The organism is Neorhizobium populisoli, assembly GCF_019430945.1.
GTDB lineage: Bacteria > Pseudomonadota > Alphaproteobacteria > Rhizobiales > Rhizobiaceae > Neorhizobium > Neorhizobium populisoli.
The window spans coordinates 591,080-610,046 of the sequence record NZ_JAHYCB010000004.1; the positions used below are offsets into that span (position 1 = coordinate 591,080).

The following is an 18,967-nucleotide window of genomic DNA, read 5'->3' on the forward strand; positions in this document are numbered from 1 at the left end:
GGAGTTCGATCCATGGCTTTTGAAATCAAGACGATCGAGCTTTCCCGCGGCAAGCTCTCCTATCATGTCGGCGGCAATGGCACGCCGGTTCTTTATCTCCATGCCGCCGGCGGCATCATGCTGACCGAGCCTTTGAAGGCGCTGACCGGCAGCCACAAAGTTTACGCGCCGATCTGCCCTGGCTTCGATGGCACGGAAGGCAATGAGGGCCTGAAATCCGTGCAGGACTGGACGGCCATGGTCGCCGAATTTGCCGAAAAGATTGTCGGTCCGCGTTTCGATGTGATCGGCTCTTCTTTCGGCAGCTGGACGGCGCTCTGGCTTGCGGCCGAGCGGCCGAAAATGGTGGACCATCTCATCCTGCAGGTGCCGGCCGGTTTCCGCTTCGACGGCAAGGGTGGTTTGCCGACCGATCCGGAGGCGCGTTTCAAGGCGCTTTACGCCCATCCGCAGAAGATTACGTCGACGCCAAAGGCGCCCGAGATCATGGGAGCCAACGGCAAGACTTACGAGCGGCTCGCCAACAATGTTCAGGTTGACGAGGCGCTGAGCGCGCGCTTGGCCTCTATCGAGGCCGTGACTCTTATTCTGCTGGGTACGGAAGACAGGGTCGTGCCGGCGGAGGCGGGTGCGCATCTGAAACGCAATATCCCGATGTCGCAGCGCGCCTTCATCTTTGATGCCGCCCATTCGGTCGAGGTCGACCAGCCGGAGCGGGTGCTTCGCCTCTGGAACGACTTCCTGAAGCGCGGCCCGGGCTATGTGCTGAACCAGGGGCCGGAAGCCGCCTGATACGGTTTCCCCCTCGGGAAAAATTCCCCTCCCAGGGAAGCTTGGCCCGGACTTCGGTTCGGGCCTTTTTTATTCCGTATTCAATTGCCGTTGATTTATTTTTCAACATTGACGGATTAAATATGTCTATTATGAATGGCATTGCATTCCTTCCATAACGCGGCTCGAAAGCTGCAGGCGGAGTGCCGCCGGTCGCGATAGGATCGGTGAGAATGGGAGGAATGGCATGATCGGTGAAGAAGTCAGGCGCAAGGAAGACCTCCGGTTGATCACCGGCCGGGGAGAATATGCCGACGATTTGAAATACGAAAACACGGCCTATGCTTCGTTCCTCCGCTCGCCGCATGCGCATGCCGTAATCAAAAGCATCGATACCTCCGCTGCGCTGAAAATGCCGGGCGTGCTGGCCGTCATCACCGGCGAGGACCTTGTTGCCGCCGGCATCAAGCCGATCCCGCATGCGATCGGCAGTTCGCAATTCGGCTCAGACATCCGCATCAAGAACCACGACGGCACCGAACGTGCCCGTACCCATCACCACGCGCTGCCGACCGACAAGGCCCGTTTCGTCGGCGAGGCGGTGGTGATGGTGATCGCCGAGACCACCAATCTGGCTAAAGATGCGGCGGAAGCCGTCATGATCGATTGGGAAGAGCTCCCGGCCGTCGTGCGCGGCATCGAGGCTCTGGAAGACGGCGCCCCGCAGCTCTGGGATCACGTGCCGGGCAATCTCGCCATGGGCGGCGAGGTCGGCAATCCGGTCGGCACGGCGGAGGCTTTTGCCAGCGCGGCACATGTGCTGGAATTCGAAAGCTGGGCGCAGCGTGTCACCGGCGTTCATATGGAACCGCGGTCTTCATCGGCCGAATACGATCCGGAAACGAGAAAATTTACCATCCATGCCTCTGGCGGCCATGGCGTGGTGATGATGCGCGAGCAGATTGCCGCCTCGCTCGGCGTCGAGATGGCTTTCGTGCGGGTCGTTGCGCCGCGTGATGTGGGCGGCAATTTCGGCACGCGCAACGCCACCTATCCGGAATTCGTGGCGCTGCCCTATGCCGCCAAGCTGGTCGGCCGGCCGGTCAAGCATCTGGCGGAGCGCATCGAGGCGTTTCTCTCGGATTTCCAGGGCCGCGACCTGCATGTGAAGTCGCGTCTGGCGCTCGACGAAAGTGGCAAGTTCCTCGCCTTCCATTCGGTCAATACCAGCAATATCGGCGCCCATACGGTCTCCTATACCGCCCTGAACAAGGGCATCCAGCTGATGACCAGTCTCTACCGCGTGCCGGTGGCGCATGTGGAATTCCGTGCCGCGATGACCAATACGGTCTCGACCATTCCTTACCGCAGCGCCGGCCGTCCGGAGGCGATGTACATCATCGAGCGGATGATCGATCTCGCCGCCCGCAAATTCGGCTTCGACCGGATTGAGCTGCGCCGTATCAACATGATCCCGGAAGCGGACTGTCCCTATGCCAACCCGGTCGGTGTCACCTATGACAATGGCGATTATATTGGCTGCATGGACAAGGTACTCGACATGGCCGACTGGCAGGGTTTCGAGGCGCGCCGGGCCGAAGCACTGATGCGTGGAAAACTGCGCGGCATCGGCATGTCCAACTATATCGAAGGTACGAGCGGCGTGCCTCGCGAGCGCGCCGAGATTACCGTCGATCCGACCTTCGGCATCGTCGATGTGGTGATCGGCACCCAGAACACGGGGCAGGGGCACGAGACGGCCTTTGCCCAGCTCGTCGGCTCCTTCCTCGGCGTTTCGCATGAGGTCGTGCAGGTTCGCGCCAGCGATACGGATTTCGTCTCGGCCGGCGGCGGTTCGCATTCTGGCCGGTCATTGCGTTTCGCCTCGATCGTCATGCACAAGGCAACCGCCGAGATCATCGAACGCGGGCGGAAGATTGCCGCCTTCATCCTGTCGGTAAATCCGGAAGAGATCGACTATACCGAAGGCCATTTTCGCGCCCGCGGTTCTAACGGTGTCATGAGTCTTTTCGAAGCGGCGCAGGCTGCCGAAACCGATCTCGGCCTGCCCGACGAGCTTCAAGGCACGCTTGCCGCCATCGCCGACGAAACCACCCATGGCCTCGCTTATCCTTACGGCTCTGCCGCCTGCGAAATCGAGATCGATCCGGAAACCGGTCATTACGAAATCCCGCGTTATTCGACGGTGGACGATGTCGGCAAGGCGCTGAACCCGATGATCGTCGACGGCCAGACCCATGGCGGGATCGTCCAGGGCGCCGGCCAGGCGATGTTCGAATGGTCGCATTACGATCACGAGACGGGGCAGAATCTGGCGGCTACCTTCATGGACTATCAGGTAGCGCGGGCTTCGGATTTCCCGAGTTTCGATACGCATATCAGTGAAGTGCCGGCTAAGAGCCATCCGCTTGGTTTCCGCCCGGGCGGAGAGGGCGGCACGACGCCGTCGCTCGGCGTCATCGTCAACACGATCACCGATGCACTTGCGCCGCTCGGCATCACCCATATCGAAATGCCCGTCACGCCGTCGCGTATCTGGAATGCGATTCAAGCGGCAAAAGCCAATCAATAAGGGAGAGAGAAATGTCTGACGTCCTGATTTCCACCAAGGGCAACGTCCTCGAGATCACCCTCAATCGCCCCGACAAGGGCAATGCGCTGACGCCTGAAATGGTGCAGGAGATCACTGCGGCACTGAAGTCGCTGTCGCCGGATACCCGCGTGGTATTGATGAAGGCGAATGGCCCGGACTTCTGCACCGGCCGCGCCGCCGCAATGCCGGCGGCCGGTAGCCGGGCGACCGCGCTCGACCTGCGCAATGCGATCTCCGATCCAGTGCTCGATTTCTATGAAGTGCTGCGCGAAATCCCGGTACCGTTCATCACCGCTGTTCAGGGCAAGGCCGCCGGCGTCGGCTGTGCGCTTGCAGCTCTCGCGGATGTTGCCATCGCTTCTGAAGCAGCCACGTTTCAAGTTCCGGAAATGAATCACGACATCGCCCCGACGCTGGTTCTGAATGCGCTTGCGGACCGCATTTCCCGCGCCGCGCTTGCCCGAATGGTCCTGACCCGAGACATCATCCCGGCGACCGAAGCCAAGATGCTTGGCGTGATCGGCATTACGGTTTCCGCTGACGGACTGGAGGCCGAAGTCGCCCGCGTCGTCGGCCAGCTCGAAAAGAACTCCGTGCCGACGGTGCGCGGCATCAAGGCGTTTATTTCGATGAGCCCGGAAACGTCGTTCGCATCCCGTAAGGAACTGGCGGCGCTGATCAACTGCGTCGCGACGGCTGAGAAGTTCCGGTAAGAGCGCGGCCTACTCCTTTCTTTCCCCTTGCGGGGAGGAAGGGAGTCCGGTGGCGCCCTTAAAGCCTCAACCCCTCCGTCACAAACTCCTTCAGCGCCTCCGTCGCCGCCGGAGAAATCGACACGATTGCCCGCGCGTCAATATCGAACACCACTGCGACCGACTGCATCGTCCCGAACACCCGGCCGCTGAACGGATCGACCATCCAGAAGATCAGCGACATGGTGCGTTTGTCGGTTTTCTGCAGCCCGGCCCAGATTTCGAAACAGTCGCCTATCCGAGGCGTTTCGCCATAGAGGATGCGGAATTCCAGCACCGCGCCGCCGATCTTGCCAGGTGGGGTTTCGGCGAGTTCGGCGACTTTGGCACGGAGTGGTCCGGTCAGTTGCTTGACCCCGCTACCGACCGCACCGATGAATCTCTGAGGTCCCATGCGGCCGAACGCATCGCAGCTGTCCCGCTCGATCAGGCTCATGGCGGTGCGCTTGAGGTTGAGTTCGATTGCCCGGTCGCGCGAGGCGGTAACGCTGACCGGTGTGTCGCCCGTGCCGCGAGGAGCTGCTTCCTTCGGCATTTCCACCCGCGAAGCGGAGGCTTTTTCGTAAAACGCAGCTGGCCAAGTCCGCGATGCCAGACCGTCGGCGGCATGCACATGCGTGACACGCACGCGGAAGGTGGCAGCGATCTGGCCGCTTTCGCTATGATGCAGGACGAGTACCGCAGACGCGGTCGTTTCGGTTACCTCAAGAAAACCGCCGGTCATGTGCAGTGGCGCGCCGCCGTGAGCTTCGCGATGGAAGCGGATGTGATGTTCGTTGAAGGAGATCGTCGTGGCGGAGTTCGGTGCGAAGAGGCCCGGCAGTCCGCGGAAACCGAAAAGCGCGGCCAACCCTTCATTGGCACGCGCGACGTAGAACTGCGTATTCCAGTGGCCCATCTCGTCCACTTCCCATTGGCGCACGCCGCCGCGCCAGACTTCGATCATTTCACCGCTCAAGCCATTTCCTCCTGCAGCACGATCCGGCCTTTTACCCTGCCTTCGTGCAGCCTCGCCATTGCATCGTTGATTTTGGATTTCGGCACGTATTCGTAAGGGATTGCGGCCAGCTTGCCGCTTTTTGCCAGATCGACGAGGTCTCGCAATTCCTGCAGCGATCCGGTGATGCTGCCGATCAAACTGAGACCTCCTTGCGCCATGCGCATGGTGGGAATGGTTATCTGGCCGCCGAACATGCCGACCATGATGATCCGCCCGCCGCGCGCCAGAGCCGGGAAGGAAAACGCGACGGTCTCGCTGTTGTTGACGAAGTCGATAATGGTGCGGACAGGCCTGCCGACGGCGTCGACCATCCTTCTCGTCACGTCTTCGCCGACAGAAAGCACCGTCGTGTGAGCGCCGGCATTCCGTGCGGTCTCAAGCTTATCTTCGGAAACATCGACAACGACGATGTTTTCGTGCCCCAGAGCCTTGAGGATGACGATGCCGCTCAGGCCTAGTCCTCCGGCACCGACCACCACGATCGCTTCATCGGGGCGCGCCGGCATCGCCTTGCGGACGGCGGAATAGGCAGTCAGGCCGGAACATGCATAGGTCGCCGCAAGGGCAGGATCGAGATCGCCGATATCGATCAGGTAACGACTATGGGGGACGACGACATGGCTGCCGAAGCCGCCAGGCCTGCGCATGCCGAGCGGCTTGCCCTGCATGCACAGGTTCTCCTGATTGGCCCGGCAGGCGTCGCATTCGCCGCAGCCCAGCCACGGGTAGACGAGGCGGCGATCACCGATTTCCACACCGGTCGCTTCGGGGCCGATGGCGGTGACGGTCCCGAAGATTTCATGACCTAATGTCAGTGGATGTTTCATGCCGATGCTGTCGATCGACACCATCTTCTCGCCCATGTCGAAAATCCCCTTCCACAGGGTGATATCCGAATGACAGAGGCCGCAATGCGAGACCGAAACGATGACTTCACTGCCGACAGGCTCGGGTGTTGCCTCCTCGATCTCCCGCAACACTTCCGATGCCTGAAAAACTTGCCATGACCGCATGATGCCGCTCCTCCCAGATGCACGACATCTCATATCAGGTCGCCTGTTATGCGGCAATCGAGGAATGACCACCTGGCCGGGGAATGACGACCGGGCGGTTCTTTATGCGCGCGCCTGGCGATAACCGGCCACGACCAGCCAGATTGCCGAAAGCAGGAAATAGAATGCCCCGAAACCTGCATAGGGGGCGATGTCCAGAATTGTCGGCATAGCGCTGCCGACAGATCGGCTGATCATGAAGCCACCGGCGAGAGCAGATTGTGCGCCGCTGAGGATCATTACCCATTGCGCGCCATACTGACGCCAGCGTCTGACACCCGTGTAAAGCTGCAGAAGACCCGAGAAGATGGCCCAAACCCCGAATACGGCCAGAACAGCATAGCTGCTATTGCTCGCGGCGATGATTACCGCAAGCGTGGTGATTACGCTGACTGCGACGTTCAAGGCCTGGGACGGATTGGCCTTCAAGCCGCCGTTGACGCGTGCATCGACAAAGTTAGCTGCCGCATCCCACAGAGGGTAGATCACCAGCAACAGGGTAGCGAGGTCTTTCAACAGGATCGCTGCGGCAATCCATCCGATGGAGAAGATGGCGCGACCGAAATAATAGGACCGCAGCCAGTTGGAAGTGGGAGATTGATTTTGCATCGTTGGTTTCCTTTATAAATCCTACCTACTAGTAGGAAGGCAAATCAGGCGAGTCAATCGGCCATGCAAACACCTCATCGTGATAGATCAGAAAGCGCCAGAGCAATTGACAGCCTGCCTACCAGAAGGTAGGCAACGGTATGAATTCAATGGCCTCTACTTCGGATAAAATATTGGACATCGCCCAGTCCCTCATCGTCGCGGGGGGCTATAATGGCTTCAGCTATGCCGATATCTCGGCTGCGATCGGCATCCGCAAAGCCAGCATCCATCACCATTTTCCCACCAAGGCCGAACTCGTCGCAGTATTGGTCGACCGCTATCGGCAGCAGGCGGAGGCGGGCTTGAAATTCCTCCAGGAACGGTCTTCGGATCCGTCTGAACAGTTGCAGTCTTATCTTGGCTTCTGGGAGAAATGCATTCGCGATGCCTCGCTGCCCGTCTGCGTCTGCGCGATGCTTGCAAGCGAGATGCAGATGTTGCCGGAAGAGGTCGCATCGCGCGTTCGCACCCATTTCCAAAGCCTAGCCGCATGGCTGACATCCTTGCTGAAGGAAGGGGCGGAGCAGGATTTGTTCAGGTTGAGCAGGCGTCCGGAAGACGAGGCGCAAGCGCTTATGGCGTCCGTCCACGGGGCGATGTTGTCAGCGCGCGCTTTCGGCGATCCGGCACTTTTTATCACGATCGCCAATGCACAGATTGCCAAGCTGCAGGCGCCGGCTCGGTAAAACCGTCTCGCAAGCGCGCTATCGGATGCCTGCGCCCGGCTCGTCGATCGCGGTTTCTGCGCCTGCTATGGCCTTGTCCAGCAATGCAAGAAAAGCCTGGCGCTCTTCGAACGAAAGAGCGCGCAGCAAATCCGCCTCGTGCTTCGGCGTGGATGTTTCGACCATCGCCGCAGCCTCGCTGCCTGCCTGGGTCAGCCGCAGTTCATAAACACGGCCGTCTTCGGCCGAGCGATCACGCTCGACGAGACCTTGATTGACGAGAGGTGTCAGCGATTGCAGTAAAGTCGGCGGCTCGATCCTCAGCCGCCTTGCGAGCGCAATCTGGCTGATGCCTGGGTGATGCCGGATGAGAAGAAGAACGCCACCTTGAACCGGTGTAACCACGAGACCACGGGCGCGAAACCAGCTTTGCCAATGGCCGCTGAACAATGCCTGCAGCCGCCTGATGCGGATGCCGACGACGCCGTCAAGGAGGACGGGGGCGGGGTTTTCCGGCCCGCCCTCCTGTTCCGGCGCCTTCGGATCGAGGCTCATTTCGTGGCCCAGTTGTCGTAGACCTTCACGTCCATGGAGCCGATGCCTTCGAACGTGCCATGCAGCACGTCACCGGCGGCTATCGGTGCGACGCCTTCCGGCGTGCCGGTCATGATTACGTCGCCAGGGTGCAGTGTATAGGCCTTGGAGGCAAATTCGATGAGCTTCTGGATGTTGAAGATCAGCATCTTGGTATTCGACTTCTGGCGCGTCTCGCCGCCGATCGTCAGTTCGAAATCGAGATTGTTCGGATCGGCGATCTCGTCGGTTGTCACCACATAGGGGCCGAGCACGCTGAACGTATCGAGAGACTTGCGGTAGCTGCGCTCTTCTGGGCCACGGATGGTGATGTCGTAGCAGATCGCGTAGCCGGCGATGTAATCCAGTGCGTCGGCTTCAGAAATGCGAAAACCCTTTTTGCCGATGATGACGGCCAGTTCGATCTCGTGGTCGGTGCGGCGGTCGTTCCAGTCGACGACAATGCCTTCCGACGGTCCGATCAGCGAGCTTGTCGCCTTCAGGAACACGCCGGCCTCGGCGATCGGCTTGATCTTCATGCCGTGATGCAGCTGGTCGCTGTCCAGCACCTCGTCGAGATGCAGGCGATAGTTGACCGGGGCACCGATGATCTTGCCGGGATTGGCGATCGGGCTCAGAAGCGCGACATCGGCGAGCTTCTTCGAAGGCGCGGTCTTGGCCATTTCTTCCATGACTGGGCGCAGTTCGGCGAAGTTCACCATCAGCTGGTCGCCATGCGGGAAGGGATAGCGATAGCTCGGCAGGCGGTCGAGCACGGCGGTGACATCCTTCACCTCGTCGCCGATCACCACGCCCAGCCGATTATCGTCAAAGCGACAGAAACGCATTTTTCTCTCCTCGATATTCTTGAAATAGGGGTGAAGCAATCCGCGTTAAGCGCGGACGCGGTCCTCGCGGAAATAACCGAGCTTCTCCTGCGCCACGCGGTCGGAGAAGCAGAAGACGACGACGTCTTCGTTTGCCTTGAACGAACGCCAGGCCCAGCCCGGCACGACGATGACGTCCTTCGGGCCGAAATCGAAGGTCTTCGCGCCGACGGTGATCGAGCCGGTGCCTTCGGCGATGCACATGACGATATGGTCGGTGGAACGGATATTGGCTGTCTCCATGCCCTTCGGGAAATGGCTGAGCCAGGCAGACATCGTCGGCATCGTCCAGCCGCCGTCGAGCGGGTTGGAGTAGCGTAGCGTCGTGCCGATATGCGCATCGATCTTCTCGCCGCGCGATGCCCGGAACAGCGCTTCGCGGCTGCGCTCATAAGGATAGTTGAAGATCGGCGTTGTCTGGCCATAGGGACTGGTGCCGTCGATCGGCAGCATACCGGAGCCGAAACGGGCGAGGCTGTCGCCTTCTGGCCGCAACAGTTCCTGCTCGGTTTCACCGGAATCTTCGCGGAAGACCGCTTCGAAGAAGGCGATCATCGGCACGTCGAGCCCGTCCAGCCAGGCGGCCGGATCGGAGCCGTCATTGCCGTGGTCGTGCCAGGCCCAGACGGGGGTGATGACGAAATCGCCGAAGGCCATGCGGGTGCGCTCGCCGCCGACAGAGGTGTAGGCGCCGGTGCCTTCCAGCATGAAACGCAACGCCGACGGCGTATGGCGATGGGCTGGCGCCACTTCGCCCGGCATGATGATCTGGATGCCGGCGTAAAGCGTCGAGGTTGCGCGCGACTGGCCGGGGAAGGCCGGATTTTCGAGGATCAGCACCCGTCGCTCGGCCTCTTCGGCGGTCAGCAGGCTGCCGGATTCTAGGATCAGCGGACGGATTTCGTCATAGCGCCACCGATGCGCCTGCGCCTTGGATGTCGGCTCCGGCGGCAGCATGCCCTTCATGACTTCCCAGAGGGGCGCCATGTTATGCGGCTTGAGACGACCGTAAAATTCCTCGCGCTTGGCGGCGGTGGGTGCATCGATCCCGTGCATGAAATCCTCCTCTGAAGGCTCCTCCAGCCTCAGATCGTAAGGTATACTAATTATCTGAAATGCGTCAATGTCGCCTTTATGGTTTGATGCGGTTCGATCGGCTCAATGCATTCCGCCGCCACCGGCCTTGAGATTGACGTTGCGCAGGATCAGCGCCAACGGCACGGCAAGCGCGGAGATGATCGCCAACACATAGAACACGTCGATATAGGCGAGATAACTTGCCTGCAGTCCGACTTGTTTGCCGATCAGGCCCATGGCCTGACCTTGCGCATCGGCCATAGAGGCGCCGCGTTCCATAAAGAAGCCCTGCATGCCGCGCATCGCCTCGTGAAAGGCAGGGTCGGTCGGGTTGATATGCTCCACCAACCGGCTTTGATGCCATTGCTCGCGATGAGCCAGCACATTCGAGGCAACCGACACACCGATCGAGCCGCCTGTATTCCGCGCGGCGTTGATCAGCGCCGAGGCCTGGTCGGTTTGATCCGGCCTCAAGCCGTCATAAGAAGCGGCAGTGATCGGGATGAAGATCAGCGGCAGACCGAGGCCAAGGATGCAGCGCGACCAGACGAAGAAGCCAAAATCGGCGTCTGGGCTGAGCCGGGTCATATCGTACATCGAGAACGCGATGATGGTGGCGCCGATGGCGATCAGGTATTTCGGCTGGAAACGTGAGGTAAGCTGGCCCGCCATGAACATCATGACCATGGTGACAAGTCCGCCGGGCGAGAGCGCCAGTCCTGCCCAGGTTGCGGTGTATCCGTAGTTCTCTTGAAGGACCTGCGGCACGAACTGGGTTGTGGCGATCAGGATGGCGCCGATGGCCAGCATGACGATCATGCAGGAACCGAATTGCCGGGTCGCAATGAGGCGCACATCTACAGCCGGGTTCTTCGCAGTTAACAGCCAAGGAATGGAGGCTGCCAGCGCTGCGACACAGATCATCGTTGCAACGGTGACGAAGGTGGAATCGAACCAGTCTTCGATCTGTCCGCGATCGAGCACCAGTTCCAGCGAACCGAGGAAAGTTGCAACCAGCAGGAAGCCGACGATGTCGAAACGGATGCCTTTTCGGCGCATCTCCTGCCGCTTTTTCTCGGTTTCTTCGGATTCGTTGACGAGGAAATAGACCAGGATGAAGGCAAAGACGCCGACCGGGCCATTGATCAGGAAACACCAGTGCCAGGAGAAATTGTCGGAGAGCCAGCCGCCGAGCGTCGGCCCGACGACGGGCGCCACGACCACTGCGACGCCGAAAATGGCAAAGGCCTGACCGCGTTTGGCGGGCGGAAAGGCATCTGTCAAAATCGACTGCGAAACTGGCACCATGCCGCCGCCTGCAAAACCCTGAATCATGCGGAAGAAGAGCAGCGAAGGCAGGTCCCAGGCCAATCCGCACATGATGGACGCGATGGTGAACATCGCCAGACACACGAGATAGAACTGCTTACGGCCGTAACGCTGGGCGATGAAGCTGGAGGCTATCAGCGCGATGGCGTTGGAGACGAGATAGGTGGTGACCACCCATGACGCCTCGTCCGAGCTGATCGCCAGCCCCCCGGAAATGTAGCGCAACGCCACATTGGCGATGGTGGTGTCCAACACTTCCATGAAGACTGCGAGCGCCACGACGATCGCAACCAGCCATGGATTGGTACTGCGCCGGGCCGCTTTCGCGCCGGGTCCGCCTGTTATTGCCGCAGTCGCCATGTCAGGTCCTCAATTCTGGCTTCTGGGGCGAACGGTAACGGTTGGAACGACAGACATGCCGGGGCCGATCGAAACGTCCTTCGGCCATTGATCGACGACGATCTTCACCGGCACGCGCTGGGTTACTTTCACATAATTGCCGGTGGCATTTTCCGCCGGCAACAGCGAAAAGGCAGTGCCCGAACCGGGCTGCACAGAATCTATTTTTCCGCGCAGGATGTGGTCCGGATAGGCATCGATGGTCAAATCCACCGGTTGGCCGGGTCGCATGTCGGCAAGCTGGGTCTCCTTGAAATTGGCGGTCACCCAAATCTCGTCCGGCACGAACATCGCAATCGCCTGGCCGGCTTCGACAAACTGGCCTTTCGCGCCGCTGATCTTCACCACACGGCCTGGCTGGGCCGCCGTCAGCGTGGTGTAGTTCAAATTCTGGTCGGCGCTTTCCTTCTGGGCCTCGGCCTGCTTCAGGCTGGCTTGGGCACTGTTGCGCTGCGCTTCCGCCGCAACCTTGCTCTTCGTCGCCGAACTGATGTTGGCCTGCGCTTCCGTATGGGCGGCCTGCGCCTGTCGAAGGCTCGATTCTGCCTGCTGCGAGGTCTGCAGGCTGCCGGCGCCGCCCTGTTGCAGCTGGCGCTGGCGATCAGCTTCGTCTTTTGCGAATTGAAGCGCGGCGGCAGATGATGTCTCCCGCGCCTTCGCCTCATCTATGGCCGCCGACGCCACGTCTATCTGTGCGGCGGCATTGGCGATCGCCGCCCTGGCGGATTCCACCTGGGCCTGCGCCTGATCGATTGCGATCTGGTAGTCACGTGGCGCTATTTTAGCGATCACTGCGCCGGCTGCGATATGGGCGTTGTCGGTGACACTCACCTCATCGAGATAACCGGAAACCTTTGCCGCCAGCGAGAAGCTGCGCGCATCGACAAAGGCATCGTCAGTCGATTCGTAGGGATGGAAATAGATAAGCCAGACGAAATAGGCGCCGACACCGAACGCGATCAGCAGGAGCACCACGAGTGCCGCCCAGAATGGATGACGGCGGATAATCGAGGGCTTCTTCTCTTCCTGTTTGGCCTCCGCTGTGGGGGCTTGATCGGTGGGTTGCTTCGCTTCGTCTTCAGGAACGGCGCGCTGAGCTTGGGCCACGATATGCCTCTGAAAATTGGCTGAGGGAAGCATTTGCAACGTGGCACGTCGCTTAAGGTTCCAGCCGGTGGCGGGCTGCCGCTCAGATCGGCGACATTTGTTCACGCATGCCGCGTTAGCCGCCCGAGCCGTTCGAGGGATTGTTGTTGCTCGGCACTTCGCCCGGCTTGATGACGCGAGAATTGCCCGTATCAGGGGCCGGCTCCACCATCTGGCCGTCGCCGACAGGCGGGGCTTTCAGCTCGCCGTTGCAGCTATCCAGCTTTTGAGCAAGATCCTGCGAATTGTCGGTGTGTCCGTTATTCTGGCCAGGACCAGGCGGAACCGGAGCAACGCATTTTCCAGACGGGGAGGTTTGAGCATAAGCTGCGGGTAAAAATGAAAAGCCCGCCGCCATAAGAGGCAGCAGGGCTAAAATTGCTGGGAGTTTACGGATTTTTGTCTGCATCGGATTGCCTCCTTTGGAGGTCAACCCGATGCATAGCCAGTCGTTCCGTCACAATATAGGTTCCCAGCCGAGCTATCCGCCTCAGGGACCGGTTGCCGGGGCAACCTGCATCTGAGCCGGCAAGAACTTGTCCGGCTGACCGGAAAGCGGTTCCTGCCCCGTCAGGCGCTCATCGGCGGAAGCGGGTGTCTGTGCTGCGGGTGCAGCATTGGAAGTCGTCGTGGAAGCGGTGGTTTCCCGGCTTACACTGAGCGCAGCATCCGGCAGGCGACCGGTCTTTTCCGTCGAGGAGACCTGCTGACTGGCGGAAACCTGATCGGTGCCGATGGGCTGCGGCGTGACCTTGCCGTCTGCCGACGCAACGCGCCAAAGCGTATTGCCGGCATCGTCTGCTACCAGAAGAGCACCTGTTCCATCGATCCCGACGCCAACGGGACGACCACGCGTCTTGTCGCCGTCCAGGAAGCCGGTGACGACGTCCTGCGCTTTGCCGTTTGGCTTGCCGTTTTGAAACGGCACGAAGACAACTTTGTAGCCGTTGAAACTGTCGCGGTTCCAGCTGCCGTGTTCACCAATGAAGGCGCCGTTGGCATAGGCTGCCGGCAGCGCGGAATTCATCGAGAAAGTCAGCCCAAGCGCCGCAACGTGACTGGACAGCGCGTAATCCGGCGGTGTCGCCTTATCGACCATGTCTTGGCGGGTCGGGTTGACACGGGCATCGACATGCTTGCCGTAATAGCTCCAGGGCCAGCCATAGAAACCGCCATCCTTTACCGACGTCATATAATCCGGAACGAGATTTGGCCCGAGTTCGTCGCGTTCGTTGACGACGGTCCAGAGTGCGCCGGTTTCCGGATTGAAGGTGAGGCCGTTCGGGTTGCGCAGGCCGGATGCGAAGACGCGGGCTGCACCCGTCTGTCGGTCGACCTGCCAGATTGCGGCACGACCCTTTTCGGCTTCCAGACCGTTTTCGACAATATTGGAATTCGAGCCCACCGAGACATACAGCATCTTGCCATCGGGGCTGAGCGCCAGATCCTTGGTCCAATGATGATTGATCGGACCGCCGGGCAGCGGGATGAGAACCTTCGGCTGGCCTGAAATCTCGTTCTGTCCGAGCTCGTAAGGATAAGCGAGGATGGCACTGGTGGTCGCGACATAGAGCGTGTTGTCCACCCAGGCGACACCGAACGGCGAATCGAGCTTTTTCAGAAGGTCATGCCGTTCGTCCACCGTGCCATCGCGATTGGTATCGCGCAACAGGGTGATCATGTTGCTCTCTTTCTGCTCGCCGCCACCGCCGCCATGGGCGATCGCCATGATCCAGCCACGGATAAAATCCTTCGGCCGCGAGGTCGGTTCGCCTTCCGGTCCGCGGGACTGGATTACGAGGACGTCGCCGTTCGGCAGGGTATGAACGGTGCGCGGGTTGGCAAGGTCCTTGGCATAAGGCGTTACCTTCAAACCGTCCGGGACCTTGGGCGCCTCGTTCTCTTTCCATCCGACCACTTCGGCGACCTTCAGGTCGGGCATCAAGGATGGTGACGGTTCGGGCAGGACCGGGTCCGGTCCGATCTGCTGGGAAAGATCGAACTTCGCGTCCTGCGCCGCCGCGCCGAAACCGAGAGACAGCGACAGAACCGAAACGCCGAGAATAAGGGACGTCTTCATCATCAGATCCTCCAGGCCAGTCTGGCATATTTGCGGGCAGAAACGGCAGCGGCCATGAGGCAGAGCACGAAGGTGACGGCGGAGAGCGCCAGTCCGTAGGGAACCACAGCGGTCCATCCATCGCCGGCATGCACGAGGCTGTTGGCGAACGCGAGCGCGAGAATGATGAGGTAGAGAAGCGCCGTCAGGAAAGCCGGACGCAGCGGGCGGGTGCGGGGCCGAACGAGATCCATCAGGCCGGCCAGAACGCCGATCGCGCCGAACACCAATCCGGCAAACAGCAGCCAGGCGGAGGAATTCTGCCACATTAGATTGTTGCTCTGCCAGAAGGCGATATCGGTGGCGAGCGCCAGCGTGAAACAGACGAAAGGAAACGGTACGAAAAGCGACTGGATCGGGTAGGCGGCGGAGTCGCGATCATTGGAGGATAGTACAGCCATGGCATGCTCCCTGGGATAAGAGCTGGAGATGCCATTCAACCCGCAGATATGGGAATTTGTTCCGCCAGGCTGGTGACTTCCGCCGGCATGTAAATCTGCTGCACAATCGAACTAGCGGCGGATTTCAGCGCTCAGGAAAGCCTCGAATATGGCGCGATGACCGGCATCGTTGGGATGAGTGAGATCGGGCGAGGCAAGCATGCCATCTCCTTGCGCATTCATGATCTCGTAGACCGGCGCGTAAAAGATCGAAAACCGTCGCGCCAATGCGCTTACGGCTTCGACATAATCCTCGAAACCGACCCTTGTCTGGCCGATGAAACCTGCACTGCCGATCGAGAAACCTGCATCGGGAATATAGGGCGGGCTGCCGATTGCCAACCGTTCCGCATGACCGGCCTCGATCAATGTTTCAACCAGCCTTGTATAGTCGCGAACGAAGCTGCGGACGTTCATCGTCTCCGGTGCTGCCGTATAACGGGCATCGTTGTAGCCGTAGAGGATGAGAATCGCATCGCGATGCGGTCCATCCAGAAGCGCGGTTTGAAAACGCCCGATGCCGTTGTCCGCTCGCGGCTTGCCATCCGCCGGTCGTGAGCCCTGCAGCACCGTACCGGGGATTGCGTGGTTGCGGATCGGGAATCCATCGACATCAGCGGCAAACAAAGCCGGCCAGGCGAGATGCGGCTGGCTGGCGTTGAAACCGGCGGTGATGCTGTCGCCGAACACGCGGGTGCCGGAAATTCCCAGCGTTTTCAAATGCTCCCCGAATTGCATCGGCACTCCCGTATTTTCCCGCTTGACAGCAGACCGCTCAATCTTGTTTATACGTATTAGCTGCTAATACGCATTAGCAGTCAAGAGGAGAAGGGGAGGATGTTGCGTGGCGGGCACTAAGCGCTTGACCCAGCACGATATTGCGAAACTTGCCGGCGTCAGTCAGGCAACCGTCTCGCTTGTGCTGAACGGTGCGCCGACAGCCCTGGCGCGCATTCCGCAGGAAACTCGCGAGCGCGTTCAGCACGTCATCCGCACGACAGGTTACGTGGCCGATCCGATCGCGCGGCGCATGGCCAAGGGCCTCAACCGCATTCTCGGCGTCTTCACCTACGAGCCAGCTTTTCCGAGTGCGCAAGCGGATTTCTTCACGCCCTTCCTGCTGGGCATTGAGGAAGAGGCGCAGGCGCAGAATTACGATCTGTTGCTGCTGACCGGCGCCGGTGTTGGCCGGGAGCGCAAGATTTTTGCCGATGGCAACCGCTTGAGGATCGCCGACGGCTGCCTCGTGCTCGGCCGCGAATTTGACCGCGAAGAACTGAAAAGGCTCGTCACCGGCGATTACCCGTTCGTGGCGATCGGCCGACGTGAGGACGCTGGCGGACCCGTTCCTTACGTCGGCGGCGATTATGCGAACGCCACCCGAGCGCTGGTGGAAAAGGCTTGGGCGCTCGGCCATGAGAAACTTGCCTATGTCGGGCCAAGCGGTTCGGCCGAATCCGTTATCGACCGTTGGCGCGGCTTTGCCGAGGCAATCACGGCGGGTGCCGAACTGGTCCTGCATTTGGATGAAGTCGGCGGAGCGGCCGATGAAACGCTGGATGCGATCGTTGCAAGCGGCGCGACCGCCGTCTTTTTCGTCGAACTGGCCGACGCGGTGCGCGTCGAGGCGGTGGCGCGGGCGAGGGGGCTCTCGGTTCCCGACGATTTCTCGGCCATCGTGCTCGGCAGCCATGTGCGGGCCGAACGCAGCCATATGCAATTTACCGCCTTCGACATTCCCCGCGAGGAAATGGGGCGGCAGGCGACGGCCATGCTGGTGCGGCGCATCGAAGGCGATGCTCCCGTCGAACAAATTCTTCTGACCTGTGAACCGGTCGAGGGGCAAACCCTCGCAAACAAACGGACGTGAGTGAAATGCCTGCAAAAGAGATGCGAGCGGATATTCTGGTGGTCGGCGGCGGCCTCGGCGGCGTGGCGGCAGCGCTCGGCGCCTGCCGGGCCGGCAAAAGCGTTATCATGACCGAGGAATTCGATTGGATCGGCGGTCAGTCGACCAGCCAGGCGGTGCCCTCTGATGAACATACCTGGGTCGAGCAGTTCGGCATCACCCGTTCCTATCGCAAGCTGCGCAACGGCATCCGCCAGTATTACCGTGACAACTATCCGCTGACCGAGGGCGCGCGCGCCTGGGGTGACCTCAATCCGGGCGGTGGCTGGGTCAGCCGCATCTGCGCCGAGCCGCGCGTCAGCCTTGCCGTCATGGAAGCGATGTTGATGCCTTATCGCGGCGCTGGCCGCCTGACGGTGCTGCAGCCTTATCGGCCGGTTGCGGCGGATGTGGATGGCGACACGGTGCGCTCCGTCACCGTCCGTCATCGCGATACGGATCGGGAAATCGTCATCTCGGCCGACTACGTTCTCGATGCGACCGAACTTGGCGATCTACTGCCGATGACCGGCACGGAATATGTGAAGGGCTTCGAAGCGCAGTCTGATACGGGCGAGCCGAGCGCGCCGAGCCAGGCGCAGCCGGATAACGTCCAGGCGGTTTCCGTCTGCTTCGCGGTCGATTGCGTCGATGGCGACCAGACGATCGACAAGCCGGAAAACTACGATTACTGGAAAAAGTACCAGCCGCATTTCTGGGGCGGGCCGCTGCTGGGTTTCACGGCGCCGCATCCGCGCACGCTGGAATTCACCACCCGTTCCTTCACGCCGAATGTGGACGACAACCCGCTGCTGGTCGATGCCGACCAGCGCAAGGGCGGCGGCGACGAAAACCTCTGGCTGTTCCGCCGCATCGCGGCGCGCGGTAATTTTACCCCCGGTTTCTACCAGTCCGACATCTGCTTCGTGAATTGGCCGATGATCGACTATATGGATGGCACGATCATCGACGTGTCGGAAGAGGAAAAGGCGCGGCACCTGAAGTCGGCGGCCGATCTTTCATATTCGGTCTTCTACTGGCTGCAGACGGAAGCGCCGCGCGTCGATGGCGGGCAGGGCTATCGCGGCCTGCGCCTGCGCGGCGACATTACCGGCACCGAACATGGGCTCGCCATGGCGCCTTACATCCGTGAAGGCCGCCGCCTGAAGCCGGTCACACGCATCGTCGAGCAGGACATGTCAGAAGCAGTGCGTGGTGCCACGGGCGCGGTGAACTATCGCGACAGCATCGGCATCGGCATGTACCGCATCGACCTGCATCCCTCGACCGGCGGCGACAACTATATCGACGTGCCGTCCTGCCCGTTCGAAATCCCGCTCGGGAGCCTGCTGCCGCAGAGGATGAAGAACCTCATCGCCGCCGGCAAGAACATCGGCACCACCCACATCACCAATGGCTGCTACCGCCTGCATCCGGTCGAATGGAATGTCGGCGAGGCCGCCGGCATGCTCGCCGCCTATTGCCTGGAGAAGGGCTTGAAGCCGCATCAGGTGCAGGCCGACGACAAACATCTCACGGATTTCCAGCAGGAACTGACCCGCGAAGGCGTCGAAATCCGCTGGCCGCATATCGGCGCTTACTGA

General features: G+C 60.6%; 18 protein-coding genes. 6 read left to right on the forward strand and 12 right to left on the reverse strand.

What is annotated here, in order from left to right:
- The first annotated feature begins 12 nt into the window (after window positions 1–12).
- The 3 genes from KX729_RS13865 to KX729_RS13875 all read left to right on the forward strand — a co-directional run bounded on the left by KX729_RS13865 (window position 13) and on the right by KX729_RS13875 (window position 4,098).
- On the forward strand, window positions 13–792 hold the full coding sequence (locus tag KX729_RS13865) for an alpha/beta fold hydrolase (RefSeq protein WP_219743040.1): 780 nt from the start codon (window positions 13–15) through the stop codon (window positions 790–792).
- 226 nt (window positions 793–1,018) lie between these two features.
- Window positions 1,019–3,364, forward strand: coding sequence for a xanthine dehydrogenase family protein molybdopterin-binding subunit (locus tag KX729_RS13870; RefSeq protein ID WP_219743041.1), 2,346 nt, complete (start codon window positions 1,019–1,021; stop codon window positions 3,362–3,364).
- 11 nt (window positions 3,365–3,375) lie between these two features.
- Window positions 3,376–4,098 carry an enoyl-CoA hydratase/isomerase family protein gene (locus KX729_RS13875; protein ID WP_219743042.1) on the forward strand — a complete coding sequence of 241 codons (723 nt, stop codon included), beginning with the start codon at window positions 3,376–3,378 and terminating at the stop codon, window positions 4,096–4,098.
- A gap of 58 nt (window positions 4,099–4,156) precedes the next feature.
- Here KX729_RS13875 and KX729_RS13880 read toward each other — a convergent pair whose 3' ends face one another.
- The 3 genes from KX729_RS13880 to KX729_RS13890 all read right to left on the reverse strand — a co-directional run bounded on the left by KX729_RS13880 (window position 4,157) and on the right by KX729_RS13890 (window position 6,798).
- Window positions 4,157–5,095, reverse strand: a complete 939-nt coding sequence (locus KX729_RS13880; RefSeq protein WP_219743043.1) for an acyl-ACP thioesterase — start codon at window positions 5,093–5,095, stop codon at window positions 4,157–4,159.
- On the reverse strand, window positions 5,092–6,150 hold the full coding sequence (locus KX729_RS13885; RefSeq protein WP_219743044.1) for an alcohol dehydrogenase: 1,059 nt from the start codon (window positions 6,148–6,150) through the stop codon (window positions 5,092–5,094). Before KX729_RS13885 ends, KX729_RS13880 begins: the two co-directional genes overlap by 4 nt.
- Window positions 6,151–6,252: 102 nt before the next feature.
- Entirely contained in the window at window positions 6,253–6,798 is a 546-nt protein-coding gene (locus KX729_RS13890) for a DUF308 domain-containing protein (protein ID WP_219743045.1), read from the reverse strand.
- 140 nt (window positions 6,799–6,938) lie between these two features.
- On the opposite strand from KX729_RS13890, the gene KX729_RS13895 reads away from it, so the two are divergent.
- Complete coding sequence (locus KX729_RS13895) at window positions 6,939–7,526, forward strand: TetR/AcrR family transcriptional regulator (RefSeq protein WP_219743046.1); 588 nt, start codon at window positions 6,939–6,941, stop codon at window positions 7,524–7,526.
- Window positions 7,527–7,544: 18 nt separating this feature from the next.
- On the opposite strand, the gene KX729_RS13900 is transcribed toward KX729_RS13895, so the two are convergent.
- The 9 genes from KX729_RS13900 to KX729_RS13940 form a co-directional block, all read right to left on the reverse strand.
- Window positions 7,545–8,060, reverse strand: coding sequence for a MarR family winged helix-turn-helix transcriptional regulator (locus KX729_RS13900; protein ID WP_219743047.1), 516 nt, complete (start codon window positions 8,058–8,060; stop codon window positions 7,545–7,547).
- Window positions 8,057–8,926, reverse strand: coding sequence for a fumarylacetoacetate hydrolase family protein (locus KX729_RS13905; RefSeq protein WP_219743048.1), 870 nt, complete (start codon window positions 8,924–8,926; stop codon window positions 8,057–8,059). Before KX729_RS13905 ends, KX729_RS13900 begins: the two co-directional genes overlap by 4 nt.
- Window positions 8,927–8,971: 45 nt before the next feature.
- Entirely contained in the window at window positions 8,972–10,012 is a 1,041-nt protein-coding gene (gtdA, locus tag KX729_RS13910; RefSeq protein ID WP_376775965.1) for a gentisate 1,2-dioxygenase, read from the reverse strand.
- A gap of 111 nt (window positions 10,013–10,123) precedes the next feature.
- The gene (locus KX729_RS13915; protein WP_219743050.1) at window positions 10,124–11,731 is read right to left on the reverse strand and encodes a DHA2 family efflux MFS transporter permease subunit; all 1,608 of its coding nucleotides are present in this window, start codon (window positions 11,729–11,731) and stop codon (window positions 10,124–10,126) included.
- Between the two features lie 9 nt (window positions 11,732–11,740).
- A complete protein-coding gene (locus KX729_RS13920; RefSeq protein ID WP_312991020.1) occupies window positions 11,741–12,877 on the reverse strand; it encodes an HlyD family secretion protein in 1,137 nt (378 codons plus the stop codon).
- Between the two features lie 115 nt (window positions 12,878–12,992).
- A complete protein-coding gene (locus KX729_RS13925) occupies window positions 12,993–13,325 on the reverse strand; it encodes a hypothetical protein (RefSeq protein ID WP_219743052.1) in 333 nt (110 codons plus the stop codon).
- Window positions 13,326–13,406: 81 nt separating this feature from the next.
- Entirely contained in the window at window positions 13,407–14,996 is a 1,590-nt protein-coding gene (locus KX729_RS13930; RefSeq protein ID WP_376775966.1) for a PQQ-dependent sugar dehydrogenase, read from the reverse strand.
- Between the two features lie 2 nt (window positions 14,997–14,998).
- On the reverse strand, window positions 14,999–15,436 hold the full coding sequence (locus KX729_RS13935) for a DUF2231 domain-containing protein (protein ID WP_219743054.1): 438 nt from the start codon (window positions 15,434–15,436) through the stop codon (window positions 14,999–15,001).
- Between the two features lie 111 nt (window positions 15,437–15,547).
- Window positions 15,548–16,213 carry an SGNH/GDSL hydrolase family protein gene (locus tag KX729_RS13940; protein ID WP_219743055.1) on the reverse strand — a complete coding sequence of 222 codons (666 nt, stop codon included), beginning with the start codon at window positions 16,211–16,213 and terminating at the stop codon, window positions 15,548–15,550.
- A 106-nt stretch (window positions 16,214–16,319) separates the two neighbouring features.
- Between KX729_RS13940 and KX729_RS13945 the strand changes: the two genes are divergently transcribed.
- Window positions 16,320–17,345 (forward strand): LacI family DNA-binding transcriptional regulator, encoded by a 1,026-nt coding sequence (locus KX729_RS13945; RefSeq protein ID WP_219743056.1) that lies wholly within the window; start codon window positions 16,320–16,322, stop codon window positions 17,343–17,345.
- A 20-nt stretch (window positions 17,346–17,365) separates the two neighbouring features.
- The gene (locus KX729_RS13950; RefSeq protein WP_219743141.1) at window positions 17,366–18,967 is read left to right on the forward strand and encodes an FAD-dependent oxidoreductase; all 1,602 of its coding nucleotides are present in this window, start codon (window positions 17,366–17,368) and stop codon (window positions 18,965–18,967) included.